21 protein-coding genes and 1 pseudogene are annotated in these 21,870 nt (G+C 72.4%); 9 read left to right on the top strand and 13 right to left on the bottom strand.

Going from position 1 to position 21,870, the window contains the following annotated elements; translation table 11 throughout:
* Entirely contained in the window at positions 1-1,107 is a 1,107-nt protein-coding gene (locus DEI97_RS01860; RefSeq protein ID WP_258376781.1) for a histidinol-phosphate transaminase, read from the bottom strand.
* 53 nt (positions 1,108-1,160) lie between these two features.
* On the opposite strand from DEI97_RS01860, the gene DEI97_RS01855 reads away from it, so the two are divergent.
* From DEI97_RS01855 to purB, 3 genes are read left to right on the top strand one after another with little or no spacing between them, the layout of a single operon-like run.
* Positions 1,161-1,562 (top strand): phage holin family protein, encoded by a 402-nt coding sequence (locus tag DEI97_RS01855; protein WP_111076048.1) that lies wholly within the window; start codon positions 1,161-1,163, stop codon positions 1,560-1,562.
* Positions 1,563-1,607: 45 nt separating this feature from the next.
* Positions 1,608-2,126, top strand: a complete 519-nt coding sequence (locus DEI97_RS01850; protein WP_111076049.1) for a low molecular weight protein-tyrosine-phosphatase — start codon at positions 1,608-1,610, stop codon at positions 2,124-2,126.
* Positions 2,123-3,508: an adenylosuccinate lyase gene (gene purB / locus DEI97_RS01845; protein WP_111076050.1), complete on the top strand. Its 1,386-nt coding sequence runs from the start codon at positions 2,123-2,125 to the stop codon at positions 3,506-3,508. The genes DEI97_RS01850 and purB overlap by 4 nt, the downstream gene beginning before the upstream one ends.
* A 95-nt stretch (positions 3,509-3,603) precedes the next feature.
* Here the strand turns inward: purB and DEI97_RS01840 are convergent, their stop codons facing one another.
* The gene (locus DEI97_RS01840; protein WP_111076051.1) at positions 3,604-4,746 is read right to left on the bottom strand and encodes a geranylgeranyl reductase family protein; all 1,143 of its coding nucleotides are present in this window, start codon (positions 4,744-4,746) and stop codon (positions 3,604-3,606) included.
* 108 nt (positions 4,747-4,854) lie between these two features.
* Between DEI97_RS01840 and DEI97_RS01835 the strand changes: the two genes are divergently transcribed.
* From DEI97_RS01835 to DEI97_RS01825, 3 genes are read left to right on the top strand one after another with little or no spacing between them, the layout of a single operon-like run.
* Complete coding sequence (locus DEI97_RS01835; protein WP_146248231.1) at positions 4,855-5,409, top strand: hypothetical protein; 555 nt, start codon at positions 4,855-4,857, stop codon at positions 5,407-5,409.
* Positions 5,406-6,557: a hypothetical protein gene (locus DEI97_RS01830; RefSeq protein WP_111076053.1), complete on the top strand. Its 1,152-nt coding sequence runs from the start codon at positions 5,406-5,408 to the stop codon at positions 6,555-6,557. Before DEI97_RS01835 ends, DEI97_RS01830 begins: the two co-directional genes overlap by 4 nt.
* Positions 6,554-7,000 carry a hypothetical protein gene (locus tag DEI97_RS01825; protein WP_111076054.1) on the top strand — a complete coding sequence of 149 codons (447 nt, stop codon included), beginning with the start codon at positions 6,554-6,556 and terminating at the stop codon, positions 6,998-7,000. Before DEI97_RS01830 ends, DEI97_RS01825 begins: the two co-directional genes overlap by 4 nt.
* A 296-nt stretch (positions 7,001-7,296) precedes the next feature.
* On the opposite strand, the gene DEI97_RS01820 is transcribed toward DEI97_RS01825, so the two are convergent.
* Positions 7,297-8,211 carry a LysR family transcriptional regulator gene (locus tag DEI97_RS01820; protein ID WP_111076055.1) on the bottom strand — a complete coding sequence of 305 codons (915 nt, stop codon included), beginning with the start codon at positions 8,209-8,211 and terminating at the stop codon, positions 7,297-7,299.
* A gap of 72 nt (positions 8,212-8,283) precedes the next feature.
* Here DEI97_RS01820 and DEI97_RS01815 point away from each other — a divergent pair, with 72 nt between their 5' ends.
* The gene (locus DEI97_RS01815; protein WP_502866671.1) at positions 8,284-9,303 is read left to right on the top strand and encodes an EamA family transporter; all 1,020 of its coding nucleotides are present in this window, start codon (positions 8,284-8,286) and stop codon (positions 9,301-9,303) included.
* On the opposite strand, the pseudogene DEI97_RS01810 reads toward DEI97_RS01815, so the two are convergent.
* The 4 genes and pseudogenes from DEI97_RS01810 to DEI97_RS01795 form a co-directional block, all read right to left on the bottom strand.
* Positions 9,237-10,112: pseudogene (locus DEI97_RS01810) on the bottom strand (acyltransferase family protein); the annotation flags it as partial. The gene DEI97_RS01815 and the pseudogene DEI97_RS01810 overlap by 67 nt on opposite strands.
* A gap of 41 nt (positions 10,113-10,153) precedes the next feature.
* Complete coding sequence (locus DEI97_RS01805) at positions 10,154-10,783, bottom strand: glycosyltransferase (protein WP_181439345.1); 630 nt, start codon at positions 10,781-10,783, stop codon at positions 10,154-10,156.
* Positions 10,784-11,203: 420 nt separating this feature from the next.
* Positions 11,204-12,184, bottom strand: a complete 981-nt coding sequence (locus tag DEI97_RS01800) for an epimerase (protein WP_111076058.1) — start codon at positions 12,182-12,184, stop codon at positions 11,204-11,206.
* A 19-nt stretch (positions 12,185-12,203) separates the two neighbouring features.
* Positions 12,204-12,893 carry a DUF4166 domain-containing protein gene (locus tag DEI97_RS01795; RefSeq protein WP_111076059.1) on the bottom strand — a complete coding sequence of 230 codons (690 nt, stop codon included), beginning with the start codon at positions 12,891-12,893 and terminating at the stop codon, positions 12,204-12,206.
* A gap of 48 nt (positions 12,894-12,941) precedes the next feature.
* Between DEI97_RS01795 and DEI97_RS01790 the strand changes: the two genes are divergently transcribed.
* Complete coding sequence (locus tag DEI97_RS01790; protein ID WP_111076084.1) at positions 12,942-13,856, top strand: cation diffusion facilitator family transporter; 915 nt, start codon at positions 12,942-12,944, stop codon at positions 13,854-13,856.
* A 49-nt stretch (positions 13,857-13,905) separates the two neighbouring features.
* Here the strand turns inward: DEI97_RS01790 and DEI97_RS01785 are convergent, their stop codons facing one another.
* Positions 13,906-14,556, bottom strand: a complete 651-nt coding sequence (locus tag DEI97_RS01785) for a hypothetical protein (RefSeq protein WP_111076060.1) — start codon at positions 14,554-14,556, stop codon at positions 13,906-13,908.
* Positions 14,557-14,955: 399 nt separating this feature from the next.
* Positions 14,956-16,215: an MFS transporter gene (locus DEI97_RS01780; protein ID WP_111076061.1), complete on the bottom strand. Its 1,260-nt coding sequence runs from the start codon at positions 16,213-16,215 to the stop codon at positions 14,956-14,958.
* A gap of 82 nt (positions 16,216-16,297) precedes the next feature.
* Here DEI97_RS01780 and DEI97_RS01775 point away from each other — a divergent pair, with 82 nt between their 5' ends.
* Complete coding sequence (locus DEI97_RS01775) at positions 16,298-17,173, top strand: LysR family transcriptional regulator (protein WP_181439346.1); 876 nt, start codon at positions 16,298-16,300, stop codon at positions 17,171-17,173.
* 33 nt (positions 17,174-17,206) lie between these two features.
* Here DEI97_RS01775 and DEI97_RS01770 read toward each other — a convergent pair whose 3' ends face one another.
* From DEI97_RS01770 to DEI97_RS01755, 4 genes are all read right to left on the bottom strand, one after another.
* Positions 17,207-18,592: a DHA2 family efflux MFS transporter permease subunit gene (locus DEI97_RS01770; RefSeq protein ID WP_258376786.1), complete on the bottom strand. Its 1,386-nt coding sequence runs from the start codon at positions 18,590-18,592 to the stop codon at positions 17,207-17,209.
* Between the two features lie 85 nt (positions 18,593-18,677).
* Positions 18,678-18,941, bottom strand: a complete 264-nt coding sequence (locus DEI97_RS01765) for a hypothetical protein (protein WP_111076063.1) — start codon at positions 18,939-18,941, stop codon at positions 18,678-18,680.
* Complete coding sequence (locus DEI97_RS01760; RefSeq protein ID WP_258376783.1) at positions 18,938-19,579, bottom strand: DUF308 domain-containing protein; 642 nt, start codon at positions 19,577-19,579, stop codon at positions 18,938-18,940. Before DEI97_RS01760 ends, DEI97_RS01765 begins: the two co-directional genes overlap by 4 nt.
* 116 nt (positions 19,580-19,695) lie before the next feature.
* A complete protein-coding gene (locus DEI97_RS01755) occupies positions 19,696-21,834 on the bottom strand; it encodes a DUF11 domain-containing protein (protein WP_181439347.1) in 2,139 nt (712 codons plus the stop codon).
* Positions 21,835-21,870 lie beyond the last annotated feature (36 nt).

Below are 21,870 nucleotides of genomic sequence, written 5' to 3'. Positions count from 1 at the left end.
TCAGCGTACCGGCCGCTCAGGAGCCGTCGTTGTGACACGTTCCACAACGGCACCTGCGGTTTCGAGGAGCTTTGCGACAGCCTCGTGCTCGCCGATCGAGATCCGGATGCCCTCCGGGGCGAACGCCCGCACGATCAGCCCGGCGTGTTCGAAGGCCTCGGCGGCGAACGCGGTGTGCTCCCCCGTCGGCAGCCAGACGAAGTTGCCCTGCGCCTCCGGCACGTCCCACCCCTGTTCGAGCAGTCCGGCGCGGATCCGGTCCCGGCGCTCGGCCAGTTCGGCGACCCGTCCGAGCAGCTCGTCCTCGCGCTCGAGGCTGGCCAGTGCGGCCGCCTGCCCCTGCGCCGTGACGGACAGCGGGATGGCGCACGCACGGACGGCGTCGAGGACGTATGCCGGTCCGAGCGCGTACCCGACGCGGAGGCCCGCCAGACCGTAGGCCTTCGAGAACGTCCGGAGCACCACCAGGTTCGGGTACCGCTCGAGCAGCGCCGGCCCCCGGACCGCGTCGACGTCGGTGACGAACTCGGCGTACGCCTCGTCCAGGACGACGAGCACCGAGGACGGCACGCGCTCCATGAAGGCCGCGAACTCGGCCCCGGTGACGATCGGCCCGGTCGGGTTGTTCGGCGTGCAGACCAGCACAATCCGGGTGCGCTCGGAGACCGCGTCGGCCATCGCGTCGAGGTCGTGCCCACCGTCGGCACGGTTCGGCACCTGCACGCTCGTGGCGCCGGCGACCGTGACGACGCCCGGGTAGGCCTCGAAGGACCGCCAGGCGTAGACGACCTCGTCACCCGGGGCGCAGGTCGCCTTCGCCAGCTCGTGCAGGATCGCGACGCTGCCCGGGGCGACGTGCACCTCGTCGACGGTGGTGCCGAACCGGCTCGCGAGCACCGCACGGACCGCGAGCGCGGTGGCGTCCGGGTAGCGGTTGAACGCCGTCTGGGCCTGCACCGCCTCGACGACACCGGGCAGCGGCGGGAAGGGGTTCTCGTTGCTCGAGAGCTTGAGGGCGTCCGGAGCGGCCTGGCGTCCCTGCTTGTACGGCGGCAGGACGGCTATCTCGGGACGGATGTGCACGGTCTGCGCGGGCTGGTCGGTCACCGGATCAGCGTACCGGCGGCCCGTTCGCGGGGAGGGCATGCATCATGGTGGCCATGCGGTTCCTCGTCCGGCTCATCGTCAACGCCGTCGCCCTCTGGCTCACCACGCTCATCGTGACCGGTGTCACCGTCGACTCCTTCGGGGACGGTGGTCCGGTCGAGACCGTCCTGACCTACCTGCTCGTGGCGCTGGTCTTCGGCATCGTGAACGCCGTGATCGGCACGCTGATCCGGATCGTGGCCTTCCCCGTCTACATCCTGACGCTCGGGCTGATCTCGTTCGTGGTGAACGCGGTCCTGCTGCTCATCGTCGCCGGGATCTCGACCGGACTGGGCTTCGGCCTGTCGGTGGAGTCCTTCGGCTGGGGCATCGTCGGGGCCTTCGTGCTGGCGGTCTTCGCCTGGCTCGTCGGCCTGGTCGCCCGCCCGGTCCTGGGTAGCCGCGGTCGCGCCTGAGCGCCGGGCATCGCGTCCGGCCCCCGGCTGCGCCATGATGTCCCCATGACCATGGACGCCGGCGCCCCGTCGACCTTCCGTGTCTCCTTCGTCTGCAGCGGCAACATCTGCCGCTCCCCGATGGCCGAGATCGTCTTCGCGCAGATCGCCGCCGACGCCGGCATGGCCGACCGGTTCGTGGTCGAGTCCGCCGGCACCGGGGACTGGCACGTCGGGGAACCCGCCGACGAGCGCACGATCGCAGCGCTGGCGGCACGCGGATACGATGGCAGCAGGCATCGCGCCCGTCAGTTCGACCCGGACCGGTTCCCGGACCTCGACCTGGTGGTCGCACTCGACCGCTCCCACGAACGCATCCTGCGCTCGTGGGCCCCGACCATGGACGACGCCGCGAAGGTGACGCTCCTGTTGCGGTACGACGACGCCTGGCCTCAGCAGGCCGACGTGCCGGACCCGTACTACGCGGACCGACACGAGTTCGACCGGGTGCTCAGCACGGTCGAACGGGCCTGCCGGGCGCTCTTCCACCAGCTCGAGCCGGCAGTCCGCCAGGGAGCCCCATGACCCCCCTTCCCCCGCAGCCGATCAGCCCGCTCGACGGGCGCTACTACCCGATCGTGCACACGGTGGGCGAGCACCTGTCCGAGGCCGGGCTCAACCGTGCCCGGATCCGGGTCGAGGTCGAGTGGCTCGTGTTCCTCACCGACCACGCGATGTTCACCACCTCCCCGCTGTCCGTCGACGACAAGGCCGCGCTGCGTGCCCTGGTCGACGACTTCGGCCAGGACCAGATCGCGGAGCTCGCCGAGATCGAGGCGACCACCCGCCACGACGTCAAGGCGGTCGAGTACTTCGTCCGCCGCCGGCTCAGCGACCTGGGCCTCGACGCCGTCGCCGAGCTCACGCACTTCGCCGCCACCAGCGAGGACGTCAACAACCTCTCGTACGCGCTGACCGTCCGCGACGCCGTCGAGCACGTCTGGCTGCCGTCCGCACGCGCGGTCGTGGAGCGCCTGCGGGAGATGGCCACGAGCCTCCGCGCCGTGCCGATGCTCTCGCACACCCACGGCCAGCCCGCGACGCCGACCACCCTCGGCAAGGAGATCGCGGTCGTCGTCTACCGGCTCGAGCGGATCCTGTCGCAGGTCGAGCGCGGCGAGTACCTCGGCAAGTTCTCCGGCGCGACCGGCACCTTCTCGGCGCACCTGGCGGCGGACCCGGAGGCCGACTGGCCCGCGCTGTCGAAGGAGTTCGTCGAGGGCCTCGGCCTGACGTGGAACCCGCTGACGACGCAGATCGAGTCGCACGACTGGCAGGCCGAGCTCTACGACCGGGTCCGGCACGCGAACCGCGTCCTGCACAACCTGGCGACCGACGTGTGGACCTACATCTCGATGGGGTACTTCACGCAGATCCCGATCGCCGGCGCGACCGGGTCCTCGACGATGCCGCACAAGATCAACCCGATCCGGTTCGAGAACGCTGAGGCGAACCTCGAGATCTCGTCCGCACTGTTCTCGACGCTGTCCGAGACCCTCGTCACGAGCCGGCTGCAGCGCGACCTGACCGACTCCACCACGCAGCGCAACATCGGCGTCGCGTTCGGGCACTCACTGCTCGCGCTCGACAACCTCCGCCGCGGCCTGGGCGAGATCGCGGTGAACGAGCCCCGTCTGGCCGAGGACCTCGACCGCAACTGGGAGGTCCTGGCCGAGGCGATCCAGACCGTCATCCGCGCCGAGGTCACCGCCGGGCAGTCGGACATCGAGGACCCCTACGCGATGCTCAAGGAGCTCACCCGGGGCAAGCGCATCGGGCGACAGGAGCTCGTGGCGTTCGTGAACGGGCTCGACGTCTCCGACGCCGCGAAGGCCCGGCTGACGAACCTCACCCCGGCGACCTACACGGGCCTGGCGGACGAGCTGGTCGACCACCTCGAGGTCTGAGCCGCGACGCGGCCGGACCACCAGGTGGTCCGGCTGGTCGGGCTGGTCAGGTGGTCCGGCTGATCAGGTCAGTCCGGCCGACCAGGCCGGTCCGCTCAGGCGAGCCAGGCGGTGATCTTCCGCACCCAGCGGTGCCGGAAGGCCCGGGCGAGGGTCGTCTCGCCGCGGCAGAAGCGGATGAAGTAGCCGCGGCCGAACGGCGTCTTCGAGATCAGGAAGTGGAAGCCGGCCGGGAACCGCGTGAACACCCGGAGCAGCTGCGCACCGGCGTCGATCTCGGGCACCAACTCGGCGCGCACCTGCGACTCGTACCGGTCGAGCGCCGCGCGGTCGCCGGCGGTGTACGCGGCGGCCGCCGTGCCGGCCCACTCCCCCGACCGCAGTGCGAACGAGATCCCCTCGCGCGTCCACGGCTCGAGGAGGCCCGCGGTCTCCCCCGCGAGCACGACCGTCCCGCGGCGGAGCGGGGAGTCGCTCGTGCGCCACTGCGTCAGGTGGCCGCTGCTGCGGTCCTGGTCGGTCGGGTGCAGGCCGAGTCGTTCGATCCAGTCGTCGAGGTAGCGACGGGTCTGGTCGGCGTGCCCCTTCTGCTCGATGACGCCGACGGTCAGGGTCTCGGTCTTCGGGAAGACCCACGCGTACGTGCCCGGGTGCGGGCCCCAGTCGAGGAGCACGCCGGTGGCGGCGTCCTCCGGGCGGCGGGGGACCTCCACCTCGAGACCGAGGTCCGTGACGGCCATCACGGCACCGACGTGGCGGCCGACCCGGCCACCCGAGCCGTCGGCGCCGATCACGACGCGGGCGACGAGTTCGTCCCCGTCGGCCAGCGTCAGGCGGGTGTGACCGTCCTCGTCGCTGAGCGCGCGGACGTTGGCGCCGTCGCGGAAGACGACCCCGGCCTCCTTCGCGGCGTCGACGTTCGCCTGGTCGAACCGCTCACGGTCGACCATGGCGACGAAGGGGGCCTCGGTGCGCACCCGGGTCACCCGGCCCATGCGGTGCGAGAAACCGACCTCGGGCAGGTCCGCCTCGATCGTCGCCAGGGCACGGTCGTTGAGCCGCCGCCGGGACTGACCGATGATGCCGCCGCCGCAGGTCTTGTACCGCGGGAAGGTGGCCTTGTCGAGGAGCAGGACGCGGGCACCGCCGAGCGCCGCGTGTCGGGCGGCGGTGGCACCGGCGGGGCCGGCACCGACGACCACGACGTCCCAGGGCTGTTCGGCGTTCGTGTCCTGCATGGGGACCGAGCTTACCGGCGCAGCCCCTGCCGACGACGGGAACGATTACGCTGACTGCGTCGGGAGTGCAGGCTGCCCCGCCGGGGCCAGGAGTGGGGAGCGGGATCCGTGTCCAGGGACGTGAACCGCGACACCGCCGTGCAGATCGTCGACGACCACGGGCTGCCGGGCGCGGTGTCGATGACCGCGATCCGCCGGCTGGTGCGCGAGGTGACCGGGCGTGAGGTCACCTACCGTCTGGTCCGCGGGCTGGCGCACCAGGACGTGCACGGGCTCTGGGCCGGGTACGACGACGGCACCGCGGTCGTCTCCTACCCACCGGCGCCCTCCGGCACCCAGCTCGTGGTGATCAACCACGAACATGGTCACATGCTCATCAGCCCGGACGGACCGTTGGAGTCCCGCGGCATCGACCCTCGGTTCGCGCGGTTCGTCGAGGACAAGGTCGACGGGTTCGTGCCGAGCGGTCGGCTCGTCCGCTCCGGCGAGACCCTGGAGCAGGAGTACACGCCCGACCTCGAGTTCCTCTACGGCCACACGGACTTCTCCGAGGACGAGGAACGCCTGGCGGAGCTCGTCGGTGTGGAGCTCAGCGTCCGGGTGATGCGGTACGCACGCGGCCGCGGCCGGGACGTCAAGTTCGGGCGGGTGTTCGGCGGATGAACGTGCTGGACGACTGGGTCTTCGTGGCCGGTGTGGTGACGGTGGTGTCCGTCGGGCTCGCCGCACTGTCGATGCTCTCCCCCAACGTGCGCCAGCCGCTGCCGGCGCACCCGGACGCCGCGGACCAGACCGGTCCCCGCTCCATGCTCGTCCCCGGGGTGCTCGTCTGGGCGCTCGGCTGCACGCTGCAGGCCCCGTTCGTCTACCTGTGGGTGGACGGTCTGCTCGGCGGGCACAACGTCACGAACCTGCTCTACCGTTCCGCGGTCGTCGTCGCGCTCGGCTGCCTGCAGGTGATGGTCATCCGCGCCGAGCACGGCGAACGCCGCCCGGTCCGCGAGCGTCTGACCTGGGGTCTGGTCCTGGTGGCCGTCGCCCTGCAGGTCGTCCTCTTCGCGATGAGCGACTGGGCCGTCTCGGACCCGTTCCTCGGTCGGTACACGGGTGAGCCCACGCGCGAGCTGTTCGCCGCGGTGCTGCCGGTCTGCGTCGGGCTGTACGGCGTGCAGGTCGCCGCGGTGGCGTTCCGGGGGCTGCCGCTGTACGGCGAGTGGACGACCCGCTGGGGCGTCTGGCTGATCGGCCTCGCCGCGCTCGTCGACCTCGCCTGGATCACCGAGAGCCTGGCCGCCGGAGCGGTGCGGCTGTTCGTCGACCGGGACTTCGCGATGTCGGGCATCGTCGACCCGCTGTGGGAGGTGGCCGTCGTGTCGATGGCCAGCCTGACCGCGGCCGGGGTCGTGTTCGCGGCCGCCCGCCCGGTCGTCGTGCCGGTCTGGCGTCGCCTGCTCCTGCTGGTGAGCCTGCCGATCACCGACCGCGCGATGGAGGCGCACCCCGAGTTCAGCGTGTACCCGCGGAGCGTCCGACGGCGGCATGCGTTCCGCAGCCGGGGCGAAGAGGCCGAGGTCGCGCTCTACCAGCGGTGGGCAGAGCTGGAGGACAACATCCGGTTGCGTCAGTTCCGGCCACGCGGGTACGAACGTGTGGTCATCCGCATGATGGGCGTCGCCGCGACGACCGGCGTCACGGACTCGCTGATCGAGGACCTCAGCAGACCCGACGATCTCGGCCGGCCAGACGACCTCAACCGGCCCGACGACGAGCACCCCGCACGAGACCCGGAACGGATCGAGTCCACCCCATGAGTCACGAGAAGCTCACCGCCGCGCAGCAGACCCAGCGCGCGGAGCTCGCCCGCAAGCTGCACCTGCTCTGCAGCACCGTCACCGCGCCCGACGGCGGCCCGGTGACGTACCCGAAGATCCGCGACTGGTTGGCGGACCGGGACGTGAAGCTCAGCCGCTCTCGGTGGGAGTACATGCGTCTGGGCAACCGGTACGTGGTCGACGACGAGCGACTGCTGCGGGCCGTCGCGGAGTACTTCGAGATCGACCCGTCGTACCTGACCGGGCCGGAGAGCCAGCTCACGGAGACGATCGACGCCGCACTGCGGTTCACGCTGGCGGAGCGGACCAGCCCGGTCAGCCTCTACGCGGCGCGGACGCTCAACCAGGACGTGACGGCGGAGCACCTGGACCGCCTGACGGCGCTCCTGCGGGAGATCGAGGAGGCGCGCGGCCGGCCCTGAGACGCCGGTCGGCCCGTCCTGGGCACTGCCCCGGCGGTCGCGCACGGTCGAGTGGGCACGGTCGAGCGCGCGCGGACGAACGGCCACGGTCGAGCCGGAAGGGCGGGGCGGGCCGGTCGTCGCGTCGTTCGCGCGATCGGGCTGACGATGCAGCCCGATCACCCGACCCCCTCAACCACGCTCCGGACGACCGGTCGCCCCGTAACACCCCCCGTGCTACGCCTGAAGCGTAGCGGCTCCTGGCGAACACGGCAATACGCATCGTGCGTAGCGACGGGGTGCGGGCCGGGGGCGCCTCAGGAGGTGACGGACGTGGCCTCGGCGACCAGGGCCTCCAGGACGACCCGGACCGCGGGACGGACGGCCCGGTCGGGGCGGACGAGGGCCTCGATCCGCCGACCGGCGCGCACGTCGGCCAGGGTCGCCAGTCGGAACCGGCCGGGCGCACGCGTCCGCGAGGTGTACCGCGGCACGAGTGCGATGCCGTGCCCGGCCGCCACCAGGTTCTCGATCACGGGCAGGTGGATGGTGCGGAAGGCGACCTCGGGTGGCGCGTCCGTCGCGGCGGCCATCGCGGTGAGCACCCGGTCGATCGGGTAGTCCTCCGGCACGCCGATCCACGTCGCGCCGACCACGTCCTCGATCCCCACGCGCTGCCGACCGGCCAGCGGGTGGTCGAGCGGCAGGGCGACGTCGAGCGGTTCCCGGAGCAGCGGGACGGTCTCGACGCTCCGGCGGTCCGCGCCGCGGGCACCGTCCGGGCGGTGACCGATGACGACGTCGTGGTCCGCGGTGAGCGGGGCGAACTCCCCCTCGCTGACGTCGACGTCGGAGAGCTGCAGGGCGATGCCGGGGTGTGCGCGCATCCGCGTGAGCAGGCCGGGCAGCAGCAGTTCGGCGGCCGAGGGGAACACCGCCAGGTCGACCGTGCCGGTGGCCCCGGCCAGGTGCTCGCTCCACGCGGACTCGACGGTCGCCAGGGCGGTGGCGACGCCGGTGGCGAGGCCGGCCAGGACCCGACCGTGCTCGGTGAGCCGGACGCCGCGGCCGACGCGCTCGACCAGCGGGACGCCGGCCTGGCGCTGCAGGGTGCGGAGCTGCTGGGACACGGCGCTCGGCGTCCGGTGCGTGGCCGTCGCCACCGCGGTGACGCTGCCCCGCTCGGCGAGTTCGCGGAGGACGGGGAGCAGGGCGATGTCGAAGCCGACCATGCAGGGACCCTACAACGACGCTGTCGGAACGTTCGCTGGTGCTACCGCGTGGGGGTGCGGGACGATCGTCCGGTGCTGCTCCGCGACCGCATCCTGGCCCTCGTCGTCGCCGTCGCCTGGGGACTGAACTTCCCCGCGACGGCGATCGCCCTCGAGCACTACCCGCCGTTCCTGCTCGCCGCGCTCCGGTTCACGCTGCTCGCCATCCCGACGCTGCTGTTCGTCCCGCGGCCGCCGATCCCGTTCCGGTGGATCGTCCTGGTCGGCGCGACCCTCGGAGTGCTGCAGTTCGCGTTCCTCTACCTGGGCATGGCGGCCGGCATGCCCTCGGGGTTGGCCTCGCTCGTGGTGCAGGCGTCGGCGCCGTTCACCGTGCTGCTCGCCGGTGTCCTGCTCCGCGAACGCCTCAGCGCGCGGCAGGTGGTCGGCGTCTCGGTCGCGGTGGCGGCCCTCGCCGTGATCGCCCTGCACCGGGCCCAGACCGCCGCGCTGTTGCCCGTCGTGCTCGTGCTCTGCGGTGCCCTCGGCTGGGCGATCGGCAACGTCGCGACCCGCAAGGCCGGACCGGTGAACCCGCTGCACCTCACCCTGTGGTGGGCCGTGGTGCCGCCGATCCCGATGGCGGTCCTGTCGTTCCTGGTCGAGGGACCGGACCGGATCGGGCAGGCGCTCGGCACCGCGTTCACCGCTGACGCGCTGCCCGCCGACCTGGCCGTGCTCTACATCGTGCTGGCGGCGAGCGTCGTCGGCTACGGCATCTGGTCGCGGCTGATGGGCCGGTACCCGTCGAGCACCGTCGCACCGTTCTCGATGCTCGTGCCGGTCGTCGGGGTGCTGGCGTCCTGGGCGGCGTTCGGTGAGGTCCCGGACCTGGTCGAGGTGCTCGCGGGGGCGGTCGTCGTGGGCGCGGTGCTGTGGTCGTCGCGGCCGAGCCGTCGGATGAGGCGGAGCACGGGTCGCTCCACCAACCACCACGACAGCGTTCCGGCGGCGAGTGTCATCGCGACGGCGAGCAAGACGCCGACCCTTCCCGACGCCCCGGACGAGAGGAACACGGCGATGACGACCCCGTGCCAGACGTACACGCCGTAACTCAGGTCCCCGATCCGCGAGGTCGCCCCCTCGACGAACCCGGCTCGCGACCCGACGAACACGACGACGTACCCGAGCAGCACCGCTTCGATCAACGACACGAGCGGCGCCGTCAGGTCTGTGGCCACGATCGACAACAGTTCGAGGTCGCGCGCGAACCGCACGGCGACGTAGCCGATCAGCGCAGAGGAAGCCGACAGCCATGACCCGCGCACCCGCGAAACCGCGAACCACATCCCGACCCCGAAGAACGCACCCCGCTCGACGAACAGGTGATGCGTGACACTCGGAACCGGGGAGCCGATCCACCGCCCAGCGATCTCACCGAGGTTGCAGGTGATGATGAAGACCGCGATCACGCGCTTGGTTCCGAAGCGTGCGGTGAGGATCGCCAGGAGTGGGAGCACCGCGTAGAAGCTCATCTCGACCGGGATCGTCCAGAGCTGCCCGTTGACCCGCGCGTCGCCGAAGAAACCAGGCTCGGCGAGCGGAACCCCTACGAACGGACCGACGAACCACCAGACGGTCTCGCCGACGGTCGACCTCGTCGGTTGGGAACTGGAGATGACGGCGATCACTGGCGCGAGGAGTACGAACGGGACGAGCGCCGGCACCACGCGGAAGTACCGACTCCGGGCATAGGAGCCCCACTTCCGGCCGCGCAGCGCGCGCTGGGCGGATCGGAACACGAACATCCCGCTGATCACGAAGAACACGCCGACTCCGTCGAGGAGGCTGACTGCACGTCCGAGCCCCTCGTCGCCGAACGGCTGCGCGCTGTGCTGCAGCACGACGAGCACCGCAGCCATCAGGCGGAGGGCATCGAAGGCGTTCCCGTGACGTTCAACCGTCACGCTCGCGCACGGCCCTCTGACAGGCGCGCGAACGCGGCGAGGACCGACGTCGCGTTCGTTTCCGGAGCGTGACGTGCTCGCCAGTGTTCCCTGAAGAATGTGGCCCCGCGCGACCGCCCCTCCTGCGCCGCTCGGATCAGTGCCGGGAGGATCGGCTCGGTGTCGTCGAGCTCTCGAACCGCCTGCCCATCGACGTACCCGTCCATCGCTCGTGAGCGGGTCGTCATGACGGGGACGCCGCACTCGAGCGCGGCGACGGTCACCATGTGCCCCGCGGCTCGTGTACCGGCACGCAACGGCAGGAAGACCACGTCACTGTCGCGGATGAGGTCCACGAAGGTGCCCTGATCGACCCAGCCGGGGTAGTGCACGCCGGACGCGAGCACATGAGCGGGTCCGGACTCGCCGGTGGCCACCACCAACTCGACGTCTCGCGCCTCCGCGACGTCGTGAATGAGCCTGTCGATGACGGCGCCGTCCCGGTCGGACGTGCCACCGACGAACACCCGGATCGGGCCCGACCGCTCGATGCGGAGGCGACCTCCGAACGACGCGCCGTACCGGACGAACTCCGATCGACCGCCGTCCACGTTCCATTCCTCGACCTCGACCTGAGCGGTGGCCACCACGGGGCGGTCACCCAGTACGCGTCTGAGCACGCGCCATGAACGGCTTCCCGCCTCCGCGTAGATCCCCGTCGTCCAGACATCACGACCGAGCAACACGAGTGGAACCGCGATCCACGGGTTGTTGGCGATGAACTGTCCCCGAGGATGTCGTCGGAGCGCTTTGAGCGCGGCCAGGCAGCCGTCGAGCCCGATGCCCAGAACCCGCGACCCGAGACGACGGCCGCTGCTGACGGCCTGTCCGTGGCGGACGATGTGGCTGATACCGGGTTGGGCGAGCCAGACGGTTCTGGCCTCCGGTGAGATCGGACCGGCTCCGACGAGGACACGGTCAGTGCGCGAGTTCTGCATACTTCAAGGCTGCTGTACGCAACAGTATCTCGTACAGCACACCGTATTTCGCTCAGTGTCGTCGCGAGCTCAACCCCGGTGCTGACGCCGTTCCGCGATGATCCCGGCGAGCGCCCCACGCAGGTGCGGGTACCGGAACTCGTAGCCCGCCTCGGTCAGCCGCGTCGGCACCACCCACCGGCTCTTCAGCACCAGTTCGGTCTCGGTGCGGATCGCGAACGACCCGAGTTCGAGCATCCACCGCCAGGTCGGCAGGCCGAAGCGGCGTCCGACGGCGTCCCGCAGGGTCGCCATCACCGTGCGGTTGTCGGAGGGCTCCGGGCTCGTGACGTTCACCGGGCCGTCGAGGTCCTCGTGGTCGCGGATGAACCGGATCGCCCCGAGGACGTCGTCGATGTGCACCCAGCTGAACCGCTGCCGTCCTCGGGTGTGCCGGTCGTGGTGGTACGTGCCGGCGGCCAGACGCGCCCGGGTCGGGAACCACGGCCCGTCGTACTGCGGGCCGCCGAGTCCGGCCTGTGCCAACCGTAGGAGCGGGAGCAGTGCGCTGCCGTCGCCGAACACGATCGCCATCCGCAGCGCCACACGCCGGGTGCCGGGCAGATCGGCACTGAAGAGGGCGTCCTCCCACGCGCGGGCGACCCCGACCGAGAAGCCCTCGCCGAGCTCGCCGGTCACCTCGTCCTGCGGGCGGTCGTCGGCGTGCCGGTAGATGGTCGCGGTCGACGCGTTGAACCACAGCGGCGGCGGGTGCTCGGCGGTCCGGATCGCCTCGGCGAGCTCGAGCGTGGTGTCGACACGGGAGCGCAGGATCTCGGCCCGGTTCCGCCGTCCGTACCGGCAGTTCACGCTCTTGCCGGCCATGTTCACGACCAGGTCGGCGCCGTCGACGAGTTCGCGGATCCGCAGGGTGTTGCCCCACACCGCGTCGCCGGTGCGGCCGACCGTGACGACCTGGTACCCCTCGGCGCGGAAGGCGTCCTGCAGGTACCGGCCGACGAAGCCGCTCGCTCCCGCCACCACCACGCGCCGCTGCTGCTGTTCGTCCATGCTGTCCTCTCGGCTCCGGTCACACGTCGTCGGGCACGACGCTGTACCGGAACGCCCCCTCGTACCGGTACAGCGTGCCGAGCCCGACCGCGGACAGCGTCAGGGACACGCGCTGCACGTCGGCATCGTCATCGAATCGTTCCGTCAGCACCACACGGGGCGACAGGGCGGCCGGGAGGCGCCACTCCCGTCCCAGGGCGTGCACCGACACCCGCGTGGAGACCAGGCGGAGCGCCCCGGCGTCGGGTCCGGTCGCCGGGACCGTCACCGCGAGGAGCGCGCTGACGCGGCCGTGCCGGCCGAGGTGGTCGACGAGGCCCTCGGGCTCTGCGGTGATCGCGTCGACCATGGTGCGGTCGCCGCTCGCGAAGTGGAAGGTGCGGTGCGCGCGGACCGCGGGGCGGGCCTCCTGGTCGGTGCTCCCGCCGGACCGGCCGGACCTGCCGGACCGGCCTCGCCGGACGTGGACCGGCCAGTTCTCGACCGTGAACGGGACGTCGTGCTCCCACACCGGGAACACCACCGCATCCCGTGCGAGGACGCCGAGGACGGGCCAGAGCCAGCGCCGCGGGGTCCCGACGACGGCGAACACGCCGGAGCCCCGGCCGACGTGCCCGGGCGGGACGGCACCGAAGTAGGCGCGGAGCCTCGGGTGCAGGGCCGCCAGGACGTCGTCGGACGCGCTCAGCTCGTACGGCGACCGGGTCACGCTCCCGATCCTGGCACGGCGTCGGACGCGGCTCCTACGATGGACGACATGGGACACGACCACGGCCACTCGCACGGACACGCGTCCGAGCGGGCGCTGCTGATCGCGTTCTGCATCTCGGCGGGGATCCTGCTGGCCGAGGTGGTCGGTGCGGTCGTCACCGGGTCCCTCGCGCTGCTCGTCGACGCCGGGCACATGGTCGTCGACACCGGCGGACTCGGGATCGGCCTGGTCGCCACCCGACTGGCCCGCCGCACCCCGACAGCCCGACGGACCTGGGGGTACCAGCGCGCCGAGGTCCTGGGTGCCACCGCACAGGCCGCGATCCTGCTGGCGGTCGGCGTCTACGTGGTGATCTCCGCCGTGCAGCGCCTGTTCGTGCCGGAGGAGATCGAGGCCGGCCCCCTCCTGGTCTTCGGCTTCGTCGGGCTGATCGGCAACCTCGTCGCGTTCGCGGTGCTCGTGCGGGCCTCGGGCGAGGGCTTCACCTCGCGGGCGGCCCGGCTCGAGGTGCTCAACGACACCCTCGGCTCGGTCGCCGTCATCGCCGCGGCCGTCGTGCTGTTCCTGACCGGGTGGCAGCGCGCCGACTCGGTCGCGGCACTGCTGATCGGCCTGCTCATCATGCCCCGCGCCGTCAAGCTCCTCCGCGAGACCGCCGACGTCCTGCTCGAGGCGACACCGCGCGGCCTCGACCTGGACGCCGTCCGTGGCCACATCCTGCAGCTCGACCACGTCATCGCCGTGCACGACCTGCACGCGACGCTGGTGTCGACCGGGGTCCCGAACCTGACCGCGCACGTCGTGGTGGACGACCACTGCTTCACGACCGCGCACGCGCCGGCGATCCTCGACGAGCTGCAGCAGTGCGTGGCCGAGCACTTCGACGTGCCGGTCGAGCACTCCACGTTCCAGCTCGAACCCGCGTCGCACCAGCGGCACGAGCACGAGGTGCACGTCTGACCGGTGCCGGTCCGGGTCGTGCTGGTGCTGGTGCTGGTGCTGGTGCTGCTCAGCAGTCGGAGTCGCGCGTCGGGTAGGCCGTGATCACGCGTTCGGTGGTCGCCGACACGATGACCTTGACGAACCCGTCCGGGCTCGGCGCGCTGCCGTCGTCGAACCGGACGGGTGCGGCATAGCAGACCTTGCCGTCCCCGGCGTCGACGGGCAGCCCCTTCTGCGGGTTCGTCAGCGCCGTCCGGACCGCCGTGAGCATGGCGTCGTCCCAGTCCCGCTGCGTCGTGTGACCAGAGAGGACGTCCTGCCAGTCGCGGGTGTGCCGGACGCGGATGTGCTCGTAGCCCTGCGCCGAGGTGCCGCACTGCAGCACGACGTCGCCGAGCGCCGCGGTGTCGTACCGCGCGACCGCGGCACGGCCGTCCGAGTTGCACCGGTCGAGGACCGCGGAGCCGGGTAGATCCGGGCCGGACCGGGCGATCACCGCGACGGTGCTCTCGGTGCTGCCGGTGTGATCGGTGCTGCCGGTGCCGCCGGTGCCGGTGCCCTGCTCGCTCGGGTCGGTCGCCGTGGCCGAGGGGGCCGCGGACCGGACGGTGTCGTCGCCCTCCCGGGCGTTCGTCAGCGCGAAGCCGCCGATCACCACGACGGCGGCGACCGCCGCGGCGATGCCGGTCAGGGTGGAGCGGGAGCGCTTGGCGGGCATGCGGCCAGTATGCCGGAGGGGGGCGGGCCTCCCGGTCGGGGGCGTGACGGTCGGGTGCGTGACGGGCGGGTGCCGCGTGGTGTGCCGCCGGCCTGGAGGGGTCGGCGGAGTCCCGACGCCGTGTGGGTACGACGACGCCGGGTACGCGAGACGCCGCCGAACTCCGGGGCGTCTCGCGTGGAATGCGGCGTCTCGCGCAGACGTGCCCGCTTCGCGTAGACGGGCCCGTGCGCGCCGGCGGCGGCACCGTTCGGGTACGACGCCGCCGGCTGCCCGAGACGCCGCCGAACACCGCGGCGTCGCGCGCAGAAGGCGGCGTCCCACGCGGACGGGCCCGTCTCACGCGGACGGGCCCGTCCCGCGCAGACGGGCCCGCCTCGGACGGGAGGCGCGTGCCGGTCAGGCGCGTGCGGCCAGGCGCGCTCCGGCGAAGACCGCGAGCGCGGCGACCAGCACGACGTACCCGATGAGGACCGGCAGGGTGGGCAGCACGAGCAACGCCGCACCCACGGCGACGACCGGGACGGTGAGCCCGGCGTACGCGATGAGGAAGGTGGCGGCGAGGACCCCACCACGTTCCTCCGGTCCGACGAGCGCACCGGCGCTGCCGATCGAGGCGCGGAAGAGGAGCCCGACGCCGGCACCCGCGACCACACCGCCGCCGATGAAGCCGGCGACCTGGAGGACCACCGCGGACACCGCCAGGACCGCGAGGCCACCGACGAGCAGGACGACACCCAGGCGGATCTGAGTGCGCTGCGGCAGCTTCGCGAACACGACCTGGGACAGCGCACTCGCGGCGAAGACACCGAACGTCGTCGCGCCGGCGGCCAGCCGGTCGGTCACGTGGAAGGTGGTGCCGAGGAACGTCGGCGCGACCGAGGTGAAGAGCCCCTGCACGGCGAGAGCGGCGAAGGCTCCGGTGCCGGCGGCCCAGAACGCGGCGCTCTGACCCTCCGGGGCCCGCAGCCGCTGCGGGTGGTACGGCACCGGTTCGGTCGGGCGGTCGACGGTCTCGGGGACGGCGAGGACGACCACGAACGCGATCACGAGGGCGACGACGAACACCACGTACGGCACCATCAGCGGCTGCCCGACGAACTCGGCCAGCGCACCGCCGATCAGGGCTCCGAGCGACAGCCCGCCGAGGTTGACGACCCCCGCGGCGACGCTCGCACCCTTGGCGGAGGACTCGTCACCGGTCGCCCGGACCTTGAGCTCCCCGAGGTGTGCGGTCGCCGTGGCGGTCAGGGTACCGACGCCGAGCCCGGTGACGAGCCGCGCGACGATCAGACCGCTGACGTCGTTCCAGACGAGGAACAGCACGGCGGCCACGAGCTCGATGGCGATCGAGACGAGGATCAGCGGCCGGCGACCGTGCACGTCGCTGAGGTGTCCGGCGAGCCAGAGGGACCCGACGACGCCGAGGCCGTAGGCGGCGAAGACGATCGTCGTCGTGAAGGTGGGGAAGCCGTCGCGCGCCTGGTAGATGACGTAGAGCGGCGCAGGGACGGTCGCGAAGGCCATCACCGCGGTGAACGCGAAGGCGACGGCCCAGAAGCCGAAGCCGTGGCGCCGACGGGTGTGCGCACGACGGCCGCGAGGGGCCGGAGCGGTGGCCGTCGAGCCGGTCGCCGGGGATTCGATGACGGATGACATGCTCCGATGCTCCCGCGCAGCACCCATCGGGTCAAACGGATCGTCTTGATGCCCACCATCGATCGGATCGATGATGGGCCGTATGGAGACCCGGCTGCTCGAACAGTTCGTCACCGTCGCCGCCGAGGGCAGCGTGACCCGCGCGGCAGAGCGGCTCTGGGCCGCGCAGTCCACCGTGTCGGCCGGGATCGCGAGCCTGGAGCGGACCCTCGGCGTGCGGCTCTTCGAGCGCGGCGGACGTCGGCTCGTCCTGACCGCCACCGGCGAGGACCTGCTCCCCCACGCCCGCGCCGTCCTCGAGTCCCTCGACCGGATGCGCGACCTGGCCGCGGTGTCCGACGCCGAACTGCGCGGACGCGTGCGTCTGGGGATCTTCACCAGCATGGACGTCGTCGACCTGACCGGCGTCCTGCGCGGGTTCCGGCAGCGCCACCCGCTGGTCGCCGTCGAGCTGATGACCTCGCCGAGCGGCACCACGGGACTGGTGCAGGACCTCGTCGCGGGACGGCTCGACCTGGCGTACACGGGGCTGCCGGTGAGCCCGTCCGGCGTCGTCGTCGAGCCCCTCCGCGAGATGCCGTTCCGGGTGTTCGTGGCCGCCGACCACCCGCTCGCCGGTCGGACGTCGGTGTCGCTCGCCGAACTCGCCGACGAGTCCTTCGTCGACACCGCGCACGGGTTCGGCAACCGGATGATCCTGGACGGCGTGCTCGACCGACTCGGGATCCGGCGTCGGGTGGTCGCGGAGATGAACGACATGCCCGCCGTGGTGCGGTTCGCGTCGGCGGGCATCGGCGTGGGGGTCGTGCCGGACTCCGGCGTCCGCCACGACGGCGCCGTCCTGGAGCTCGAGGACGCGGTCGAACCGCTGCGGATCGGGCTGGCGATGCGGAGCGACCCGGAGCCGAACCGGGCGACGCAGGCGCTGGCCCGGGCGATCGTGGCCGCGCGGCGCTGAGGTGACGCGCGGCGCCGAGGTGCGGCGCGGCGGTCAGCCGCGCAGCAGCGGGGCGATGCTCTCGACGGACCGTCGGGCGGCGGCCGTGGTGGACAGGAAGCCGACCAGGACGATCGCCGCCCCGATGCCGACGACGATCCACCACATCGGGTGCGTGGCGACCGCGAACCCGGAGCCCACGGTGGCCACCGCGCTCGCTCCGGTGACGGTGCCGGCCAGGGCGACGCCGAGCGACACCCCGGTCTGCCGGCTGGTCGAGGCGACGGCGGCCGCGGACCCGGACTGCGCGCGGGGCATCCCCGACACGGCGGTGTTCGTGATCGGCGCGTTCACCATGCCGAACCCGAAGCCGAACAGCACGAACGCGGCGACGAGCACCCACATCGGAGTCGACGCCTGCACGGTCGTGAGGACCGCCCCGGCTCCGGCGATCCCGATGCCGGCGAGGACGAGCGGCACCCGGGTGCCCACGGTGCCGATCAGCCGGCCGGAGATCGGCGACACGAGCATCGTCATCACCGCGGACGGCAGGGTCCAGAGGCCGGCCTGGAACGGGGTCATCCCCCGGACCTCCTGCAGGTAGAGCGCGATGAGGAAGAGGAACGCCCCGTTCGCGCCGAACGCCACGAGTGCGGTGCCCACGGCGGACGAGAACGGGATGCTCCGGAAGAACCGCAGGTCGATGAGGGGCTCGGCGGTGCGCCCCTCGACGACCACGAGGGCCACGAGCGCGGCCGCAGCCAGGACGAACAGTGCGAGGGCACCCGGCGACACCCACCCCAGACGTGGTCCCTCGATGAGACCGCCGACCAGGCTCGCCAGCAACACGATCACGATGCCCTGTCCGAGCGGGTCGAGCTTCCGCGGCTTCGGCGAGCGGGACTCCGGCACGAACAGGAACGTCAGGACCACCGCGGCGATGCCGATCGGCACGTTGATGAGGAAGATCGCCCGCCATCCGACGGTGTCCGTCAGCGCACCGCCGACGAGCGGCCCGACGCCCAGCGAGACACCGACGACGGCACCCCAGACGCCGACCGCCCGGGCCCGCTCCCGGGCGTCGTCGAAGGTCGCCGTGATGATGCTCATCGCGACTGGGTTCATCATCGAGCCGCCGACGGCCTGGACCATGCGGAAGACGACGAGCCAGCCGACGCTCGGAGCGAGGGAGCACAGCAGCGAACCCGCCGTGAACAGCGCCAGTCCGACCTGGAAGGTGGTGCGTCGACCGATGCGGTCCGCCGTGGAACCGGACAGCAGCAGGAGGCTGGCGAGGACGAGCGTGTAGGCGTCGATGGTCCACTGCAGGCCGGAGATGGTGCTGTGGAGCTCACGGCCGATCGACGGCAGTGCGACGTTCACCACGGTGGAGTCCATCGAGACGATGAACAGGCTCATGCAGCAGACCGCGAGGATCACGTACCGGTGCCGGTAGCGAGCCGGGAGGCCCGGGTCACCCTGCTCGGGTCGGTGCGGCCCCGACGTGGCTCGTCGGGTCGCGGGCTCAGTGGAAGCCGTCGTCGTCTCCTCGTCCGGGGGTCTCGTGGCCACCGAGCATGTCGTTGTCGTCCTGGTCGGTGGTCGAGGTCAGCTGGAGCATGGCCATCACCACGACGACGACCACGAAGCTCACCCCGAGGAAGACCAGCGAGAGCGTGAGTTCACGCGTCGACATCAGCACGACGAGCCCGACGACGACCGCGATCACCGCGGAGATCCCGAGGAGCTCGGCCGGACGCATACGGTCGCGGCGGGTGGAGGTGCTCATGCGTGTGGTGCTCCGTCCGGGGTGGCCGCCGGGGCAGCCGTTCCCCACTTGTGCGAGAGGCCGGCGATCAGGTGGAAGACCGCCGCGATGGCGAGGTAGGCGCCGAGGAGCCCGACCAGGACGATCGGCGCGTCGAGGGTGCCGGTCACCTTCTCCACCCCGCCGAGCTGCTGCGAGTAGTCCGGCGGTGTCAGGAGGAACGCGATCGCGAGCAACAGCGTGAGGCCGCCGATCGTCGTCCAGTCACGGGCGAACGGCGAGCGCCGACGGGCCCGCACACCCTGTGACAGTTCGAGTGCGCCGGTCAGGAGGGCGAACGCCACGACGAGGGTGATGAACGCCGGCAGTCCGAGTCCGGTGCAGGCGAGCGCGGCGATGCCGGCGACGATCGAGAGTGCCGCCTGCACCAGGCCGGAGCGCCGCGAACGGTCGTCACCGGGGAGCCGTGCGGCACTGCCCCAGGCGAGGACCGCGCCGTCGACGAGGGCGAAGACCCCGAACAGCACCAGGCCGAAGCCGGCGGAGTGGTTCGGGGAGAACGTGATCACCATCGCGATCACGGCGGCGGGGACGGCCCGGAGGACCGGGACCGGCCAGTACCGTGCTCGCTGCTCGGCGTCGTCCACGGAGTGGGACACGGGACCTCTCTCGGGCTGTCGGTTCGTACGGTCGATCCTACCGCCGTCGATGTGGGCACCCGTCCGGGAGGGTGCCCGTGGGCGGGGTGGGCACCGCGCCCACCCCGCCCGTCCGGCTACCGCTGTCCGGTCGGTCCGGCCAGGTCAGCGAACAGGCCCGCTCCGACCGAGGAGTCCGCCGTGGCACTCTCGGCCGTCACTGGCCCCCGACTCTGCGGCGCCGGGTCCGTTCCGGCGCGAGACCGACGACGGTGCAGCCACACGGTCGTCCCGACACCTGCGAGCAGGAGGGCGACGAGCCCCGTGAGTGCGAGGCCCTGCGCACCGGTGTAGGCGAGCGCCCCCGTGCGCGGTGGCGTCGCGTCCCCGGGGCCGCCGTTCCCGGACCCGGCTCCCCCGGCGTCCGCGCCGCCGGCACCGCCCGCATCGCCCGCGCCGCCGGGCACAGCGCTGGCGCTCGGTGTCGCCGTCGGACTCGGTGTCGCCGTCGCGCCCGGCCCGTCCGGATCGCCCGGGTCACCAGGGTCACCAGGGTCACCAGGGTCACCAGGGTCACCAGGGTCACCAGGGTCACCAGGGTCGATCGTCTTGATCGGGACCTCCGGCGACTGCTCACCGCCGTCCGGATCGGTGGGCGAGGTGGCCGTCGCGACGTTCACCACGTCCGACCCGTCGCCCGCGTACCCCGGGTCGAGCCGTGCCCGGAACCGGAACGCGTGCTCCTGCCCGGGCTCCAGGTCCCCGCCGCCACTGCAGGTCACCCGCTGCCCCGCCGCCGAGCAGGCACCGCCCGAGCCGCCCGGTCCGCCCGAGTCGACGAAGGCCAGCTGTGCCGGCAGGTCGTCGACCGCCCCGACGTCACGGGCCGTGGACGGGCCGGCGTTCCGCGCGGTGACGGTGTACTCGACCTCGTCGCCCGGCGAGACCCGCTCCGGGCTGACGCTCTTGCCCGTCGTCACCTGGGCGATCGCGGTCACGGGCGCCGCAGCCCGCGAGGTGTTGTCCGCCGGGTTCGTGTCGGACAGCCCCGGGGCGGCGGCGATCCGCGCGGCGCTCTCGATCTGACCGGAGGCGCCGGGGTCGAGCAGCCCCTCGATCGTGAACGTGGCGGCCGCTCCGCGCTCGAGGGCGACCGCGGTGGCGACGTCCCCGGTGCCGGAGGCTTCGCGACAGGACGACGGACCCGGCACACTGCAGGTCCACCGGACGTCCCGCAGCTGGTCGGGGACGTCGACGGTGACGGCGCTGGGATCGGACGCGTTGCCGCCGACGTTCGACGCGGTCACCGTGTAGCGGACGCGGTCCCCGGCGACGACGGGTGGCATGTCGTGCTCGATGCGGAGGTCCGCGGGTGCCGCCACCCGGAGGGCGTCGACCTCGTGCACACTCCGGAACGAGCCGGTGCCCCCGGTGAAGCCCAGGCGGAGCGTCGCCGGCAGCGGTGCCTGTCCCGGGCCCGCCAGCTGCACGTGGTCGAGCACGGTCCGGAGCTCGCCGCCGGCAGCGGACAGCTGGACGGTGACGGTCAGGCCGTCGTCCTCGGGCTGCAGGACCACGTGGACCTTCCGCGTGGTCCGGGTGCCGGTCGCGACGCCGCCGGCGATCTCGGCGTGCTGGACGAACCGGTACCCGGTCAGCCCGTTGCCGGAGCCGCGGACGGTGACGGTCTCCGGGGTCCGACCGGGGCCGCTGTCGTTGAACGGCAACGAGAAGTTGCCGTACTGGTCGAGCGCGATGGCGGCGAAGGCCCCGGGCAGGCCGGGCAGCGTGCAGGTGGACTGCCCCTGCGACACCTCGTCGCGGCACGAGTAACCGAGGGCCGAGCCGAAGGCCCCGACGCCGGGCGGCACCGAACCGTCCGCCAGGGACAGCAGCAGGCCGTCGGCCCCCTGCTCGTCCGGCGTGTACATCGCGTAGTCGAACTCGATGTCGAGCCCCCGGTCCGACGGGAACGAGTCGTCCATCGCCCAGGCGCCCGCGGCCCGGAAGACGGCGTCCGTCAGGCGGAGGCGTCCGTCGACGATGCGGGCGTCACCGCTGAGGGTCCCGCCGGCGGCGGTCGCGAACCCGGTCGAGAACGGGAAGGCGAGGTCGTCCGCGGCCGCCGGTGCCTCGGCGCCGAGCGGGGTCGCCGCGGCCAGGGCGACGAGGACCGCGGTGGCGGCACCCCATCGCGGGAGCCGCCGCCGTCGGCCGGGAGGGGCACCCCGGGTGGCGACGGCGGGTGGTCGGAGGCGCTTCGTGTCGTGTGTCATGCCACGATCGTCGCGATCGAGGCGCCCGCACGAGCG

Origin of the sequence: Curtobacterium sp. MCLR17_032, from assembly GCF_003234795.2 — a bacterium.
Lineage (GTDB): Bacteria > Actinomycetota > Actinomycetes > Actinomycetales > Microbacteriaceae > Curtobacterium.
Note: the sequence above shows the minus strand (reverse complement) of the source record. Positions and strands in the feature narration are given on the sequence as shown.